The organism is Acidovorax sp., from assembly GCF_016783915.1.
In the GTDB taxonomy this organism is placed as follows: Bacteria; Pseudomonadota; Gammaproteobacteria; order Burkholderiales; family Burkholderiaceae_C; genus Acidovorax.
In genome coordinates this window covers 1-13,653 of record NZ_JADHVT010000127.1, presented here as the reverse complement: position 1 = coordinate 13,653, position 13,653 = coordinate 1, and the positions used below count along the sequence as shown (strand labels likewise).

13 protein-coding genes and 4 tRNA genes are annotated in these 13,653 nt (G+C 63.6%); 7 read left to right on the top strand and 10 right to left on the bottom strand.

The genetic code is table 11. The features are described from left to right. From ISS20_RS18945 to ISS20_RS18920, 6 genes are all read right to left on the bottom strand, one after another. On the bottom strand, nt 1–178 hold a 178-nt coding region (locus tag ISS20_RS18945), incomplete at its 3' end, for a GTP-binding protein (protein ID WP_291438518.1). Between the two features lie 74 nt (nt 179–252). After that, a tRNA-Thr gene (locus ISS20_RS18940) sits at nt 253–327 on the bottom strand. A gap of 60 nt (nt 328–387) precedes the next feature. After that, nucleotides 388–461 (bottom strand) — tRNA-Gly (locus tag ISS20_RS18935). A 74-nt stretch (nt 462–535) separates the two neighbouring features. Continuing rightward, nucleotides 536–621: transfer RNA gene (locus tag ISS20_RS18930), tRNA-Tyr, on the bottom strand. A 102-nt stretch (nt 622–723) separates the two neighbouring features. Beyond that, nucleotides 724–799, bottom strand: a tRNA-Arg gene (locus ISS20_RS18925). Between the two features lie 69 nt (nt 800–868). Continuing rightward, nucleotides 869–1,525: a TetR family transcriptional regulator gene (locus ISS20_RS18920; RefSeq protein WP_291438515.1), complete on the bottom strand. Its 657-nt coding sequence runs from the start codon at nt 1,523–1,525 to the stop codon at nt 869–871. A 186-nt stretch (nt 1,526–1,711) separates the two neighbouring features. Between ISS20_RS18920 and ISS20_RS18915 the strand changes: the two genes are divergently transcribed. The 4 genes from ISS20_RS18915 to ISS20_RS18900 all read left to right on the top strand — a co-directional run bounded on the left by ISS20_RS18915 (nt 1,712) and on the right by ISS20_RS18900 (nt 8,619). Next, nucleotides 1,712–3,001 carry an efflux RND transporter periplasmic adaptor subunit gene (locus ISS20_RS18915; RefSeq protein WP_291438513.1) on the top strand — a complete coding sequence of 430 codons (1,290 nt, stop codon included), beginning with the start codon at nt 1,712–1,714 and terminating at the stop codon, nt 2,999–3,001. A 13-nt stretch (nt 3,002–3,014) separates the two neighbouring features. Further along, complete coding sequence (locus ISS20_RS18910) at nt 3,015–6,170, top strand: efflux RND transporter permease subunit (protein WP_291438511.1); 3,156 nt, start codon at nt 3,015–3,017, stop codon at nt 6,168–6,170. Next, nucleotides 6,163–7,596, top strand: a complete 1,434-nt coding sequence (locus tag ISS20_RS18905; protein WP_291438510.1) for an efflux transporter outer membrane subunit — start codon at nt 6,163–6,165, stop codon at nt 7,594–7,596. The genes ISS20_RS18910 and ISS20_RS18905 overlap by 8 nt, the downstream gene beginning before the upstream one ends. 156 nt (nt 7,597–7,752) lie before the next feature. After that, on the top strand, nt 7,753–8,619 hold the full coding sequence (locus ISS20_RS18900) for a c-type cytochrome (RefSeq protein ID WP_291438508.1): 867 nt from the start codon (nt 7,753–7,755) through the stop codon (nt 8,617–8,619). A gap of 150 nt (nt 8,620–8,769) precedes the next feature. Here ISS20_RS18900 and ISS20_RS18895 read toward each other — a convergent pair whose 3' ends face one another. The 3 genes from ISS20_RS18895 to ISS20_RS18885 form a co-directional block, all read right to left on the bottom strand. Next, the gene (locus tag ISS20_RS18895) at nt 8,770–9,318 is read right to left on the bottom strand and encodes a DUF2946 family protein (protein WP_291438506.1); all 549 of its coding nucleotides are present in this window, start codon (nt 9,316–9,318) and stop codon (nt 8,770–8,772) included. Further along, on the bottom strand, nt 9,311–10,324 hold the full coding sequence (locus ISS20_RS18890; protein ID WP_291438504.1) for an alpha/beta fold hydrolase: 1,014 nt from the start codon (nt 10,322–10,324) through the stop codon (nt 9,311–9,313). Before ISS20_RS18890 ends, ISS20_RS18895 begins: the two co-directional genes overlap by 8 nt. A 65-nt stretch (nt 10,325–10,389) precedes the next feature. Next, on the bottom strand, nt 10,390–10,842 hold the full coding sequence (locus tag ISS20_RS18885; protein ID WP_056059073.1) for a nuclear transport factor 2 family protein: 453 nt from the start codon (nt 10,840–10,842) through the stop codon (nt 10,390–10,392). Nucleotides 10,843–11,056: 214 nt separating this feature from the next. Here ISS20_RS18885 and ISS20_RS18880 point away from each other — a divergent pair, with 214 nt between their 5' ends. From ISS20_RS18880 to ISS20_RS18870, 3 genes are read left to right on the top strand one after another with little or no spacing between them, the layout of a single operon-like run. Then, the gene (locus ISS20_RS18880) at nt 11,057–11,668 is read left to right on the top strand and encodes a LemA family protein (RefSeq protein ID WP_043565926.1); all 612 of its coding nucleotides are present in this window, start codon (nt 11,057–11,059) and stop codon (nt 11,666–11,668) included. Between the two features lie 33 nt (nt 11,669–11,701). Continuing rightward, on the top strand, nt 11,702–12,619 hold the full coding sequence (locus tag ISS20_RS18875; RefSeq protein ID WP_291438500.1) for a TPM domain-containing protein: 918 nt from the start codon (nt 11,702–11,704) through the stop codon (nt 12,617–12,619). Beyond that, the gene (locus ISS20_RS18870) at nt 12,619–13,161 is read left to right on the top strand and encodes a TPM domain-containing protein (protein ID WP_291438498.1); all 543 of its coding nucleotides are present in this window, start codon (nt 12,619–12,621) and stop codon (nt 13,159–13,161) included. The genes ISS20_RS18875 and ISS20_RS18870 overlap by 1 nt, the downstream gene beginning before the upstream one ends. Nucleotides 13,162–13,473: 312 nt before the next feature. On the opposite strand, the gene ISS20_RS18865 is transcribed toward ISS20_RS18870, so the two are convergent. Continuing rightward, a partial coding sequence (locus ISS20_RS18865; RefSeq protein WP_291438496.1) for a hypothetical protein occupies nt 13,474–13,653 on the bottom strand: 180 nt, incomplete at its 5' end.

Below are 13,653 nucleotides of genomic sequence, written 5' to 3'. Positions count from 1 at the left end.
CGCGGGCCTTTTCTTCGGGCGCAGCGTCGATCTGGTCGTAGGCCTTGGCTTCGCCGCCGAACTTGGCGGACAGCACCGTGGCGATGGCTGCCGTCAGCGTGGTCTTGCCATGGTCCACGTGGCCGATCGTGCCCACGTTCACGTGGGGCTTGGTCCGCTCGAATTTTCCTTTTGCCATTTTTCCGACTCCGAAAAAAATCTATATCAACACAACAGGATCTCGGCGCAACCAGAACCGGACGCACCAGAAAATGGTGCCCATGGCGGGAATCGGACCCGCGACCTCTCCCTTACCAAGGGAGTGCTCTACCACTGAGCCACATGGGCAATTGGCGCCGCTCACACAACACCAAAAATCTCTACTCAACAAACCAGCGCAACAAACAATGGAGCGGGAGACGGGAATCGAACCCGCGTCATTAGCTTGGAAGGCTAGGGTTCTACCATTGAACTACTCCCGCGCAGACCACCGGCCTTTGCGAACCCAACTTTGCACTCACAAAGTTAAGCATCACTCTCAACACTGCTCACTCACTGGTGGAGGGGACTGGATTCGAACCAGTGTAGGCGTAAGCCAACAGATTTACAGTCTGCCCCCTTTAGCCACTCGGGCACCCCTCCGGAGAATTTCGAATTATAGCACCAATTTTTCGCACATCCAGAAATTAAACGCGCTTGGCGCTCATCACAAACGCTGGCGGCGTTCGATGCTGCATGTACCGTTGGTGCGGCTGGCGGGGATCGAACCCACGACCCTTGGCTTCGGAGGCCAATACTCTATCCACTGAGCTACAGCCGCATACCTCTGATTAACGCAGCCTTTAATTATTGCATGCGGCAAGCATCCCACCAAACAAAGCCCTGGCGCTCAGCCGCCGCAAGATGCTGCTGGCACCTTCGAGCCCCCTAGCGACAACCCCACCCCACGCAAAAATGCGTCGGTGCTGGCACCACCCACGCCAATGAGATCAAAGCCACCGTCGTTCAGAATCCAGTTACGTATCAAGCCATCAAAAAGGGCATGCAGGCTGATGGCCGCATCCAGGGCCGACATCGACAGCGCCACGCCCTGCGACTCGGCAGCCAACGCAAAGTCGCGCGCCAACTGCTGCGTAAACCCTTCGGAAGCCGCGACATGACGCTCACGCAAGCCCATCAGTTCGCTCACATATTCCACCTTGTACAAAGCAATCTCGAAAACCCTTCGGGTGTGCTCGTCCGAGGCAACGCTACGCAAGACCAGAGCCATCACTGCCCGAAGGCGTTGCACAGGATCAGTACAGGTGCTGTCTTCAAAACTGGCAAAACCTTGCTCCAGCGGCAGAGTGACACGATCCATCATGGCGCCAAACAGATCTACCTTGTCTTTGAAGTGCCAGTAGATCGCGCCACGGGTGGCCCCTGCAGCCTGAGCAATGTCACTCAGAGATGCACGGGACACGCCCTTTTCCCGAAACACCAACTCCGCCGCATCGATCAACCCGTTACGGGTTGCGATTGCATCTTCTTTTGTCCGGCGCGCCATAGTCAAACACCCTGTTGAGTCTCCAAAACCCCTACACCTGCCAAGGGGCATCTGTAGCGGACAATAATTATACATTCATGTCTGTATGTATAATTTCTGATCAAACTGTCGGGACATTGAGCAAAGCGCTCTAGACCCGTTTTCTTTCCGACACCCCCTTTTTTGACGCACATCCAAAGGACTCTCATGCCTCAACTGCGTGACGCATCCGGCACCCCTTACTTGCGTGCCACCACCACCCGACGAGTGATTTCGCTGGCCGCCATCAGCGCAGCGGTATTGCTTGTATCTGCATGTGGCAAGGCAGATGGACAGGCCGCCGGGGCAGGAGGCCCCAAGCCGCCCCCGGTCGAAGTGGGGGTCGTCACTGCCACGCCCGGCGACGTGGGCCTGATCACCGAGCTGCCTGGCCGTGTCGAAGCATCTCGCGTGGCCCAGGTGCGCGCACGGGCCGCAGGCATCTTGCAACAGCGAGTGTTCAAGGAAGGGAGTGACGTCAAGGCCGGGCAGGTGCTGTTCCGCATTGATCCCGCACCCTACGCCGCCGCCGCAGAAAGCGCGCGCGCCAGCCTTGCCAAAGCACAAGCCAATCTCGCACAGGCCAGCGCTCAAGCTGAGCGCTATCGCCCCCTGGTGGCCGCCAATGCCATCAGCAAGCAGGACTTTGTGAACGCAGAGGCGGCCGAAAAACAAGCCCAGGCCGACGTGGCAGCCGCCAAGGCCGCCGTGCGTACCGCGGACATCAACCTCAGCTATGCGAGCGTGACTTCACCGATCTCCGGCCGCATTGGCCGCGCGCTAGTGACCGAAGGCGCCTTGGTCGGCCAGGGCGAAGCGACCGCACTGGCGGTGGTACAGCAGATCGACCCGGTGTACGTGAACTTCACCCAATCGGCCGGCGACGTCTTCCAACTGCGCCGCGCCATGGAAAGCGGGCAATTCAAGCGCGCTGGCGGCAGCCAGGCGGCCAGCGTCAAGCTGGTGCTCAGCGATGGATCTGAATACGCGCAAGCAGGCAAGCTGTTGTTCACGGACTTGTCGGTGGACTCCACAACGGGCCAGGTGACCCTGCGCGCTGAAGTACCCAATCCCAAGGGCGAGCTGCTGCCCGGCCTTTATTTGCGCGTGCGGATTGAACAGGCACAGGCCAGCAACGCCATCACCCTGCCCCAGCAGGCCGTCACGCGTACCCAGCAGGGCGACACGGTCAGCGTGGTTGGCGACGACGGCAAAGTGTCGCAGCGCACCGTCAAGATCAATGCCGCACAGAACAACCGCTGGGTGGTGCTGGACGGACTGAAGGCGGGAGAAAAAGTGATGGTGGACGGATTCCAGAAGCTGCAGATGCTGCCCCCCGGCACGCCCGTAAAACCTGTGCCGTGGCAAGCGCCAGGCGCACAGTCGGCAGCGTCTGCGTCAGCGCCGACCTCGCCAGAAGCGCCTGCGGCACCTGCATCGGCCGCATCCAAGCCATAAGGGGCATTCCAGCATGGCCAAATTTTTCATTGACCGCCCCATCTTTGCGTGGGTGATTGCGCTGTTCATCATGGTGATGGGCGGCGTAGCCATCACGCAGCTACCCATTGCCCAGTACCCGCCGGTGGCACCACCGTCCATCGTCATCAACGCCGCCTATCCAGGCGCATCGGCTCAGACACTCGAAGACAGCGTGCTGTCGGTGATTGAACGGGAAATGAACGGCTCCCCCGGGCTGATCTACATGGAATCAGTGGCGCAAGCCGATGGCTCGGGCAGCATCACGCTGAGCTTTCAGCCCGGCACCAACGCCGATCTGGCGCAGGTGGACGTACAGAACCGGCTCTCGCGGGCCTCGCCGCGCCTGCCTTCTGCCGTGACCCAGCAGGGCGTGCGCGTGGACAAGTCGCGCTCCAACTTCCTGCTGTTCACCATGCTGTCGTCCAGCAACCCGGCAACTGACACCGTGGCCTTGGGCGACTATGCCTCGCGCAATGTGGTGCCTGAACTCCAGCGTCTCAAGGGCATTGGCCAGGCGCAGCTGTTTGGCACCGAGCGCGCCATGCGCATCTGGATCGACCCCGCCAAAATGGTGAGCTACAACCTGTCAGCGGCAGAAATCACCGCCGCCATCCGTGCCCAAAACGCGCAGGTGGCAAGCGGCACCATTGGCGACCTGCCCAACGTCGCAGGCCAGGGCATTGCAGCCACTGTGGTGGTCAACGGGCAACTGTCCAGCGTCGAGCAGTTCGGCAACGTCGTGCTGCGCGCCAACACCGATGGATCCACCGTGCGCATCAAGGATGTGGCACGCGTGGAACTGGGCGGCCAGGCCTATGCCACCGCCGCACGCCTGAACGGAAAGCCCGCCGTGGGCATCGGCGTGCAGCTGTCGCCCAGCGGCAATGCACTGGAGGCCGCCAAAGACGTACGCGCCAAGATGGATGAGCTGTCACGCTACTTCCCCGAAGGCATGAGCTGGAGCATTCCTTACGACAGCTCGCGCTTCGTGGACATCTCCATCAAGCAGGTTGCCGAAACACTGGTGGAAGCCGTGGTGCTGGTGTTCCTGGTGATGTTTCTGTTCCTTCAGAACTGGCGCTACACCATCATCCCGACGATCGTGGTACCGATTGCGCTGCTGGGTACGTTTGCCACGCTGCTGGCTCTGGGGTTCTCTATCAACGTGCTGACCATGTTCGGCATGGTGCTGGTGATCGGTATCGTGGTGGACGACGCCATCGTGGTGGTGGAGAACGTTGAGCGCATCATGAGTGAAGAAGGCCTGTCACCGCTGGAAGCCACGCGCAAGGCCATGCGCCAGATCTCGGGCGCCATCATTGGCGTGACGGTGGTGCTGATCTCGGTGTTCGTGCCTCTGGCATTTTTTGCGGGCTCCACGGGCAACATCTACCGCCAGTTCTCGGCGGTGATGGTGGCATCCATTGGCTTCTCAGCCTTCATGGCCCTGTCACTCACGCCGGCACTGTGCGCCACCCTGCTCAAGCCGGTAGAGGCGGGGCATCACCATGAGAAGACCGGCTTTTTTGGATGGTTCAATCGCGGCTTTTCGCGCACCGCCAAGGGCTATGAAGGTTTTGTGGCACGCATGCTGCGGCGCGCCGCGCGTTATCTGGTGATCTATGCCGCCATCATCGGCGCCGTGACCGTGGTGTACATGCGCCTGCCAACCTCGTTCCTGCCCAGCGAAGACCAGGGCAACATCATCGTCAACGTGCAATTGCCACCTGGCGCCACGCAGGAGCGCACGCTGGCCGTGATGGAGCAGGTCGAAGGCTTCATCCTCAAGCAGCCCGAGGTGCAGAGCATGGTGGGCGTGCTGGGCTTCAGCTTCTCCGGTCAGGGGCAAAACGCGGCGCTCGCATTCGTGACCCTCAAGGACTGGAGTGAGCGCCAAGGCCCAGGCCAGTCGGCACAGGACGTTGCCAACCGCGCCTTTGGTGCGCTGATGGGCATCCGCGATGCGTTCATATTCCCGCTGAGCCCGCCGCCCATTCCTGAGCTGGGCAATGCCAGCGGCTTCACGTTCCGCCTGCAGGACCGTGGCGGCGCGGGCCACGAAGCCCTGGTGAAGGCTCGCAACCAGCTGCTCGGCATGGCGTCGCAGAGCAAGGTGCTAGCCCAGTTGCGCCCCGATGGTCTGGAAGACGCTCCACAGTTGCAGATTGACATTGACCGCGACAAGGCCAGCGCACTGGGTGTGCCTTTTGACGCGATCAACTCCGCGCTGTCCACCGCGCTGGGTTCCAGCTATGTGAACGACTTCCCCAACCAGGGCCGCCTGCAGCGGGTGGTGGTGCAAGCCGACGCGCCAGCGCGCATGCAGCCCGATGATCTGCTGAAAATCAATGCCACCAATAGCCAGGGCAAGCCAGTGCCGCTGTCGGCATTCGCCACCACGCGCTGGGTGACCGGGGCGCAGCAAACCGTGCGCTATAACGGGTATCCGGCCATGCGAATCTCTGGCTCGCCAGCGCCCGGCTACAGCACAGGTGCTGCCATGGCCGAGATGGAGAAGCTCGCAGGCCAGCTGCCGCAAGGCTTCGGGTTTGAATGGACTGGCCAGTCGCGCGAGGAAAAGCTGGCAGGCTCGCAATCGCTCATCCTGTACAGCTTTGCAATCCTGGCGGTATTCCTGTGCCTGGCCGCTTTGTACGAGAGCTGGTCGATCCCGCTGGCAGTGATCCTGGTGGTGCCCCTGGGCGTGCTGGGCGTGCTGCTGGCCACGTTGCTGCGCGGCTATGCCAATGACGTGTACTTCCAGGTGGGCCTGATCACCATCATTGGCCTCTCGGCGAAAAACGCCATCCTGATCATCGAGTTCGCCAAGGACCTGCAAGCCCAGGGCAAGGGCGTGATCGAGTCGGCGCTGGCCGCCGCACATCTGCGGTTCCGCCCCATCGTGATGACCTCGATGGCGTTCGGCCTGGGCGTGCTGCCGCTGGTCGTCGCGTCGGGCGCAGGCTCGGCCAGCCAGCGGGCTATCGGCACCGGCGTGCTGGGTGGCATGGTCACGGGCACCGCCCTGGCCGTTTTCTTTGTGCCCGTGTTCTTTGTGGTGGTGCGCAGCCTGTTCAAAGGCAGCGCACGCCAGCAGGAAATGAACCGCCGCCATGCAGAAGAAGCAGGAGTTGGAACCCATGACTAAGCACCGCAGCACCCCCATCGCGCTGGCAGCGGCCACAGCGGCTGCGCTGTTGGCTGGCTGCTCGTTCATACCGACTTACGAGCGCCCCCAGCCCCCCGTCCCCGCCGCCTACGCCAGCGGGGTGGCAACGAACGCCAGCGCAGCTGTGCAGTCGGGAGCCATGGTGCCTTGGCAGAACTATTTTGCCGAGCCACGCCTGCAGCAGCTGATCGACATTGCGCTGGCCAACAACCGCGACCTGCGTGTGGCCATGCTCAGTATCGAGCAGGCTCGCGCCACCTACCAGGTGCGCCGTGCCGACCTGTACCCGGGCGTCGGCCTGTCTGCCAATGCCAGCCGGGCGCCCGCTACGGGCACGGGCAATCTGACGAACTCGTTCAGCGTGGGCCTGGCCGTATCCGCCTGGGAAATCGACTTCTTTGGCCGCATTGCAAGCCTCAAGGAACAGGCGCTAGCCCAGTACCTTGCCACCGAAGAAGGCCGCAACGCCGCCCAGGTGAGCTTGGTGGCGGCCGTGGCCAACGGCTGGCTGACCTTGCTGGCCGACGAAGAGCTGCTGGACCTGTCGCGCCAGACCCTCGCATCACGCGAGGAGTCGGTGCGCCTGACGAAGATGCGCCTGGATGCAGGCGTGGCGTCCGAACTCGACTACCGCCAGGCCGAATCCCTCACCCAAGCCGCCCGCGCCACGCTGGCGCAGCAACAGCGGCAGCGCGCGCTCGACGAAAATGCGCTGGTCCTGCTGCTGGGCCAGGCACTGCCTCAGGATGTGCGCACCAGCCTGGCCGGTGGCAAGCTGGCCAACGCGCCTGCGATGGAAACACTGCCCGCCGGCCTGCCGTCCGAGTTGCTCACCCGCCGGCCGGACATCCGACAGGCAGAACAGCAACTGATCGGAGCCAATGCCAACATCGGAGCTGCGCGGGCGGCGTTCTTCCCGCGCATCGCGCTGACGGCGCAGGCAGGTACGGCCAGTGGCGAGCTGTCAGGCCTGTTCAAGAACGGCTCCTGGGGCTTCACCATCGCGCCGTCGCTGCTGCTGCCCATTTTTGACGCGGGCCGCAATCAGGCCAACCTGGACAGTGCCCGGGTTGGCCGGGAAATTGCCGTGGCGCAGTACGAAAAAGCCATCCAGACCGCCTTCCGCGAAGTCTCGGACGCCCTGGCTGGGCAAGCCACCCTGGGCGAGCAAGCCCAGGCCCAGCAACAGCAGGCCAGGGCAGAAGCGGCTCGCTTGCAGTTGGCCGACCTGCGCTATCGCAACGGCGTGGCCAGTTATCTGGACCTGCTGGACGCGCAACGCTCGCTGTTCATAGCCCAGCAGGCGGTGGTACAGGTGCGGCTCGCGCAGTTGCAAAACCAGGTGTCGCTGTACAAGGCATTGGGAGGTGGTGCACCTGACACCACCGCCCAGACTCCCTCCTGAGCGATCGCCGCCGAGCGTGCGTGGCCTGCTTGGGCGCCATGCACGCTCTCGGGCAAACCCGTGGGTGTCTGCGTCAAGCAGGGATGGGAATAACCATCCCCGCAGATATAATTTAAGGTTGATTACACCGAAGCCCCCGATACACCTGAGGACGACATGAGCGACAACCACCACGAAGAAGCCCATACCGGCCCGATCAAGAACCCCAAGCAGTTGCTGGTCGCGGTACTTTTCTCGTTTGTGATTCCGATCTTTGCCATCATTGGCTTGGTCCTGTATGTGACGTCGGCGGACAAGCCCGCTGCCGGTGCTGTCAACCCCGAGAAAGCCATTGCCGAACGCATCCAGAAAATCGGCATGGTCGAGGTGCGCGACGCCAACCGCCCCCTCAAGAGCGGCGAAGAAGTGTTCAAGGCCCAGTGCTCGGCCTGCCATGCCTCTGGCGCTGCAGGTGCTCCCAAGTTTGGTGATGCCGCTGCTTGGGCTGCGCGCATCGGCACCGGGTTTGAAGCCCTGGTGCAGTCGGCCTTGAAGGGCAAGGGCGCCATGGCACCCCAGGGTGGCGGCGACTTCAACGACACCGAAATCGCCCGCGCCGTGGCCTACATGGCCAATGCTGGCGGTGCCAAGTTCGCCGAACCTGCTGCCCCCGCAGCTGCTGCGCCTGCCGCACAGGCGGACGCTGCCCCTGCCGCCGCTCCCGCACCGGCTGCTGCCGCAGCCCCTGTGGCAGCAGCCGCTCCCACCGTGGCCGTGGTTGCCGCACCTGCAGCAGCCGCTGCCGGCGGCGCTGGCGAGGCTTTGTACAAGCAGGCTTGCCAGGTGTGTCACGCTGCCGGTGTAGCTGGTGCCCCCAAGTTTGGTGACAAGGCCGCCTGGGCCGCTCGCCTGCCCGCAGGCATCGATGCGCTGTACACCAGCGTCGCCAAGGGCAAGGGTGCGATGCCCCCGCGTGGCGGCTCCCAAGCCTCTGACGCCGATCTGCGCGCTGCTGTGGAGTTCATGGCAGCCGCCGCCAAGTAAGGCGGCCCGGTGCCCTGCACAGGCGAGCCAGAAACCCACCCAGAAAGCCGGTCCTTGCGACCGGCTTTTTTCATTCTGCAGCTTATCCAGTACCGCGGTGAGCAGCAGTGACTGCCAGCAACTCCGGGTTGAAGGCGGTAGCGCGGAGCTTCAGTTTGGTTGTGACGCCCTGGCTTGCGACCGGGCGCGCGGGCTGCAGACATACCCGTAGCGTGCCGGAAGGTCCTGCGCCTGCACGTCCTGCGGCGTCCAGCGTCCGTCTGTCACCGCCTCTGCAGCCAGTGCCACATCCAGCGTGTGCAACAGCCCTAGGCCCAGGTCCGTCTCCAGGTACACGCGGCCCTGCTCGTCCAGCAGACAGTGGCGTACCGACGCCTCCCGGCCGGTGTGGCTGACGGCACGCAGGTCCTGCGGCTGCAGGCGCCACACCCAGGGCGTGGCCGCCAGTTCTACGTACACGCGCTGCGGGCCGTTCTGAAAGAACCACTGCCCCTCGATGTCGTGCTCATAGTTGCGCGCAATGAAAGCGATGAGCTTGTCGTGCTGCAGCAGCGACCCTTTGCTGTGCGGAAAAGCACCCGCCGCCTGTGTCGCGTCGTCGCGCAAATACCAGTGGCCACGCGCATCCAGGCCCAGCCAGCCATAGCAGTCGGGCACGTTGGGCCATTTGGCCAAGGCCTGTTTGACGATGTCATCCATGGGGAGATTGTGCACCGTGCTGCCCCTGCGCCCCGCTGTGTTCGGCCAGCCACCCTCCCACGGCGTCGGGCATGGCGCGCACATGCCCCGGCGGCAACCCGCGCGGGAACCCCACATGCCCGCCGTGCGGCGGCTGCCAGAGCGTGACGTGGCGTCCCACCTCGCGCATGCCAGGCAAGCTGCCGGCGGGCACAAAGGGGTCATTGCGCGCGTTCACCACCAATGCCGGAATGCGGATGCGGTGCAGCAACGGCTTGGCCGACGCGCGCAGCCAGTAGTCCTCGGTATTGCGGAACCCGTGGACCGGTGCGGTGAACACGTTGTCAAACGCGTACAGGTCCCGCGCGGCCAGCAGCGCCTGCCGGTCAAACAGCCCCGGGTGCTGCGCCAGCTTCTGCAGCGCCTTGGGCACCAGGGTGCGCATGAACATGCGCGTGTACACCAGCCGGTTGAACCCGCGCCCAATGGCGTGACCGCCCGCAGCCAGGTCGATGGGCGAACACACGGCCGCCACCGCATCAGCGCTGCGCGCAGCGTCAGTGCCCACTTCGGCGGCCCAGCGCAGCAGAGCGTTGCCGCCCAGTGACACCCCCACTGCCATCAGCGGCCCCTGGTGGTGCACACGCAGCTGCTGCAGCATCCAGCCGATCTCGGCATGGTCGCCCGAGTGGTAGGCGCGCGGGCCACGGTTGATCTCCCCGCTGCAACCGCGAAAGTGCGGCAACGCGCAGGCCCAGCCGCGTTCGCGCGCTAGGTCGGCAAAGGCTTCGCAGTAATGGCTGCGCGATGAACCCTCCAGCCCATGAAACACCACCAGCAGCGGCCGGGTTGCGTCAGCCGCCACACTGTCCTGCAGAAAGTCCACGTCGATGAAATCGCCGTCGGGCGTGTCCCAGCGCTCACGGCGGTACTCGGGGCGGGGGCCGAACACCCGGCGTGCATACAACGCGGGCCAGATTGTTTGCAGCTGGCCACCGGGGAGCCAGCGAGGCGCTATGTATTTCATAGCTATCGGGGCATATTATGTCGGCGCATGCAGCCAAAATGGCTCAAAGTCCTCACGCCCGTGCCTCAATGCAGCACCGGGCGCTGCGCCAGCACATCCACCTGGGCATCTGGCGCTACGCCCGGGCTGGCGTGGTGTGCCACCATGCGCCAGCCTTCGGGGGTCTTGTGGTAAACGTTGGTGGCCATGACCACGGCCTGGTGCAGGCCGTCGGGCAGCATCACCTCGACCTGCTCGACCACGCTGTGCACGGCACTCGACAGCGCCACGACGCGATGCACCTGCGCCGGTCGGGCACGCACCGTGCCATGGGAGAACATGGCCTCGAACGCGGCACGGATGGCGGCGGGCCCCAGCAGGCGCGGCCCGCCCGGGTGCACACAGACAATCTCGTCATCGTCCGCCCAGCACGACATCAGCAGCTCGATGTCACCGCGCTGCAGCGCCTCATAAAACGCGGTTTCGGTTTCATCCGAAGAGCCACCCAGGGTGGCTGCTTTTGATCGGGCGCGGGGCATGTGGATTCTGGTGGTAAGTGGGTCGGAACGGCGTGACAGGTACAACGCCAGCCTGCTATTGTGCGGCGGCGGTGCAATGCCTGGCTGCCTACCGATTTTGTACGCGCTCGGGCGGGGGCCCACCATCGCTGGTCGGCGACCAGTTTGCGGACTGGCGCCCTCCGGTTTCTGGCACAGTCATCCCATTTCTCCATCGGCGGACTCCACCATCATGATGATCCAACGTCTACTTGCCCTCCTCACCTTGCTCGCCGCCACGCTCACGCTGAGCGGCTGCGGCTACAACGACTTCCAGCGCCTGGACGAGCAATCGAAGGCCGCCTGGAGCGAAGTGCTCAACCAGTACCAGCGCCGTGCCGACCTGGTGCCCAACATCGTCGCCACCGTGAAGGGCGAGGCCAACTTTGAACAGGAAACGCTGACCAAGGTGGTCGAGGCCCGCGCCAAGGCCACGGCCATCCAGGTCACGCCCGAGACGCTGAACAACCCCGAGGCTTTCAGCAAGTTCCAGCAGGCCCAGGGCGAGTTGTCCAGCGCCCTCTCGCGCCTGATGGTCGTGTCCGAGCGCTACCCCACCTTGCAGGCCAACCAGGGCTTTCGTGACCTGCGGGTCACGCTGGAGGGTACCGAGAACCGCATCACCGTGGCTCGCAATCGCTACATCCAGACCGTGCAGGAGTACAACGTGCTGGCACGCAGCTTCCCCACGAACCTCACGGCCATGGCCTTCAGCTACGCCCCGAAGCCAAGCTTTACGGTAGCCAACGAGGCACAGATTGCCGTGCCGCCCACGGTGGACTTTTCCGCCTCCAAGGCAAAGCCCTGAACAACACCCCTCACGTGCCAATGTGAGCCGAATATGCTGCTAGCGCTTAGAAAATATGCACTGACAGCTATATTATTGATAGCAATATTGCCCTCCTTTGGCTGGACTCAATCGCAGCTACTGGCCGTGCCCGCCCTCACAGGCCACGTCATCGATCAGACCGGCACGCTCTCCGGCACAGACACCCAGGCGCTGGAAGTCCAGCTGGCCACCCTCGAAAAAGCCCACGGGTCGCAAGTGGTCGTACTGATGGTGCCCACCACCGCCCCCGAAGACATCGCCGCCTATGCCAACCGGGTCGGCAACCAGTGGAAGATCGGGCGCCGCGACGTGGGTGACGGTGTGCTGGTGCTGGTGGCCAAGAGCGACCGCAAGATGCGCATCGAGGTTGCCAAGTCGCTGGAAGGTGCCATCCCCGACATCGCAGCAGCACGCATCATCGACGGCGCAATGAAGCCCCGCTTTCAGCAAGGCGACTTTGCCGGAGGCCTCAGCGCTGCGGTCACGCAAATCGGCGCGCGCATTGCTGGCGAGGCCCTGCCCGGCCCGGCCTCGGCGCCAGCCGCTGCCATCAGGGGCGACAGTCACGGTCTTTTTGACTGGACGGACTTTGCCATCTTCCTGTTCTTTGGCGTCATGGTGGCCGGCCCCCTGGCCCGCAGCATCTTGGGCGCTGCGCTGGGCGGGCTGGCGTTGGGTGGCGGCGTGGGCGTCCTGGCGTTTGTGTTCACATCCAGCCTGCTGCTGTCCGTGGGCGCGGGCGTCATAGCGCTGCTCTACACCTGGTTTTTTGGCGGCAGCAGCGGCCTCATCAGCCTGGGGCATGGCGGGGGAGGCTTGGGAGGCTGGAGCAGCGGGAGTTCAGGCGGTTCCAGCAGCAGTGACGGTGGCGGCTTCAGCTCGGGCGGTGGGGGAGATTTTGGCGGTGGTGGCGCATCGGGAGACTGGTGATGGGTGTTGACAAAAGTGAACGACCAACGCATACGCTGTGGCATGCCATCTGGCGGCTGGTCCGCCACCGCTGGCACGACGCCTTCGGTCGATCCGCCATCCCGGCGCCCGCGCTTCAGCGCCTCGGCGCGCAGGTCGCCGCCAGCGAATTGCAGCACACCGGACAGATACGCATCGTGGCGGAAGCGGGACTCCCATGGAGTTACCTGCGCCGCCACGCGAAGGTGCGCGAACGCGCGTTGATGCTGTTCAGCAAACACCGCGTGTGGGACACCGAACACAACAACGGCGTGCTGATCTACCTGCTGATGCCGGAGCATGCGTTCGAGATCGTTGCCGACCGGGGCTTGGCGCGGCATGTGGCTCCCGCCGTATGGCAGGAAATGGCGGCTCAGATGTCGGCCCAGTTTCAGCAGGGTCACTACGAAGAAGGCCTGGCACAGGCTGTGGGTGCTGTAGGCGCCCTGCTGGCAAAGCACTTTCCGCGCACCACCGATTCCCCCTGCACCAACGAGCTGCCAGATGCGCCAGTCGTGCGCTGAGAGCCTGTGGGCAGCCAGCCCGAGCATTCACACGGCTGCAGGAATCAGCGCATGCTGAAGGCAGCCATTGTGTGAAGGGCAGCTGGGCAGCCAGATAGCGCTTTCAGCCCAATTTCGGCGCGCTTTCCATGGGCACCAGGCCCCCTACATGCCGCCATTTCTCAGGCAATTCCGCGAAAAGCGGAGTCGCTGACCTTGCGCGGTCACCCTTGTTACCGGCGTGTGGCATCACAGCCCAACACCTCCTGACCGTCCTGTATTCGTATCCGGGTTATCCATCACCAGTGTCCCCACTGCAGCCGAAGCAACGCCCTATGCCAATGGACTTGCCATCAACGCACCTTTATTGTTTCCAATACTGGAACAGTTAGTTCGCGACCCGGTGGTTTTTCTCTGTACCCCATCGGCGTACAGTTCATCCCATCGATGAGCCGAACCCGCAAGGCGACTCACCGAATCCGGTTCAGGAATGGTTTTTGACCCGGCTTTTTT

Coding starts and splice junctions, on each gene's coding strand:
- ISS20_RS18920 (WP_291438515.1), bottom strand. CDS start 1,525: ATGGCGCGCCGGACAAAAGAAGATGCAATCGCAACCCGTAACGGGTTG.
- ISS20_RS18915 (WP_291438513.1), top strand. CDS start 1,712: ATGCCTCAACTGCGTGACGCATCCGGCACCCCTTACTTGCGTGCCACC.
- ISS20_RS18910 (WP_291438511.1), top strand. CDS start 3,015: ATGGCCAAATTTTTCATTGACCGCCCCATCTTTGCGTGGGTGATTGCG.
- ISS20_RS18905 (WP_291438510.1), top strand. CDS start 6,163: ATGACTAAGCACCGCAGCACCCCCATCGCGCTGGCAGCGGCCACAGCG.
- ISS20_RS18900 (WP_291438508.1), top strand. CDS start 7,753: ATGAGCGACAACCACCACGAAGAAGCCCATACCGGCCCGATCAAGAAC.
- ISS20_RS18895 (WP_291438506.1), bottom strand. CDS start 9,318: ATGGATGACATCGTCAAACAGGCCTTGGCCAAATGGCCCAACGTGCCC.
- ISS20_RS18890 (WP_291438504.1), bottom strand. CDS start 10,324: ATGAAATACATAGCGCCTCGCTGGCTCCCCGGTGGCCAGCTGCAAACA.
- ISS20_RS18885 (WP_056059073.1), bottom strand. CDS start 10,842: ATGCCCCGCGCCCGATCAAAAGCAGCCACCCTGGGTGGCTCTTCGGAT.
- ISS20_RS18880 (WP_043565926.1), top strand. CDS start 11,057: ATGATCCAACGTCTACTTGCCCTCCTCACCTTGCTCGCCGCCACGCTC.
- ISS20_RS18875 (WP_291438500.1), top strand. CDS start 11,702: ATGCTGCTAGCGCTTAGAAAATATGCACTGACAGCTATATTATTGATA.
- ISS20_RS18870 (WP_291438498.1), top strand. CDS start 12,619: ATGGGTGTTGACAAAAGTGAACGACCAACGCATACGCTGTGGCATGCC.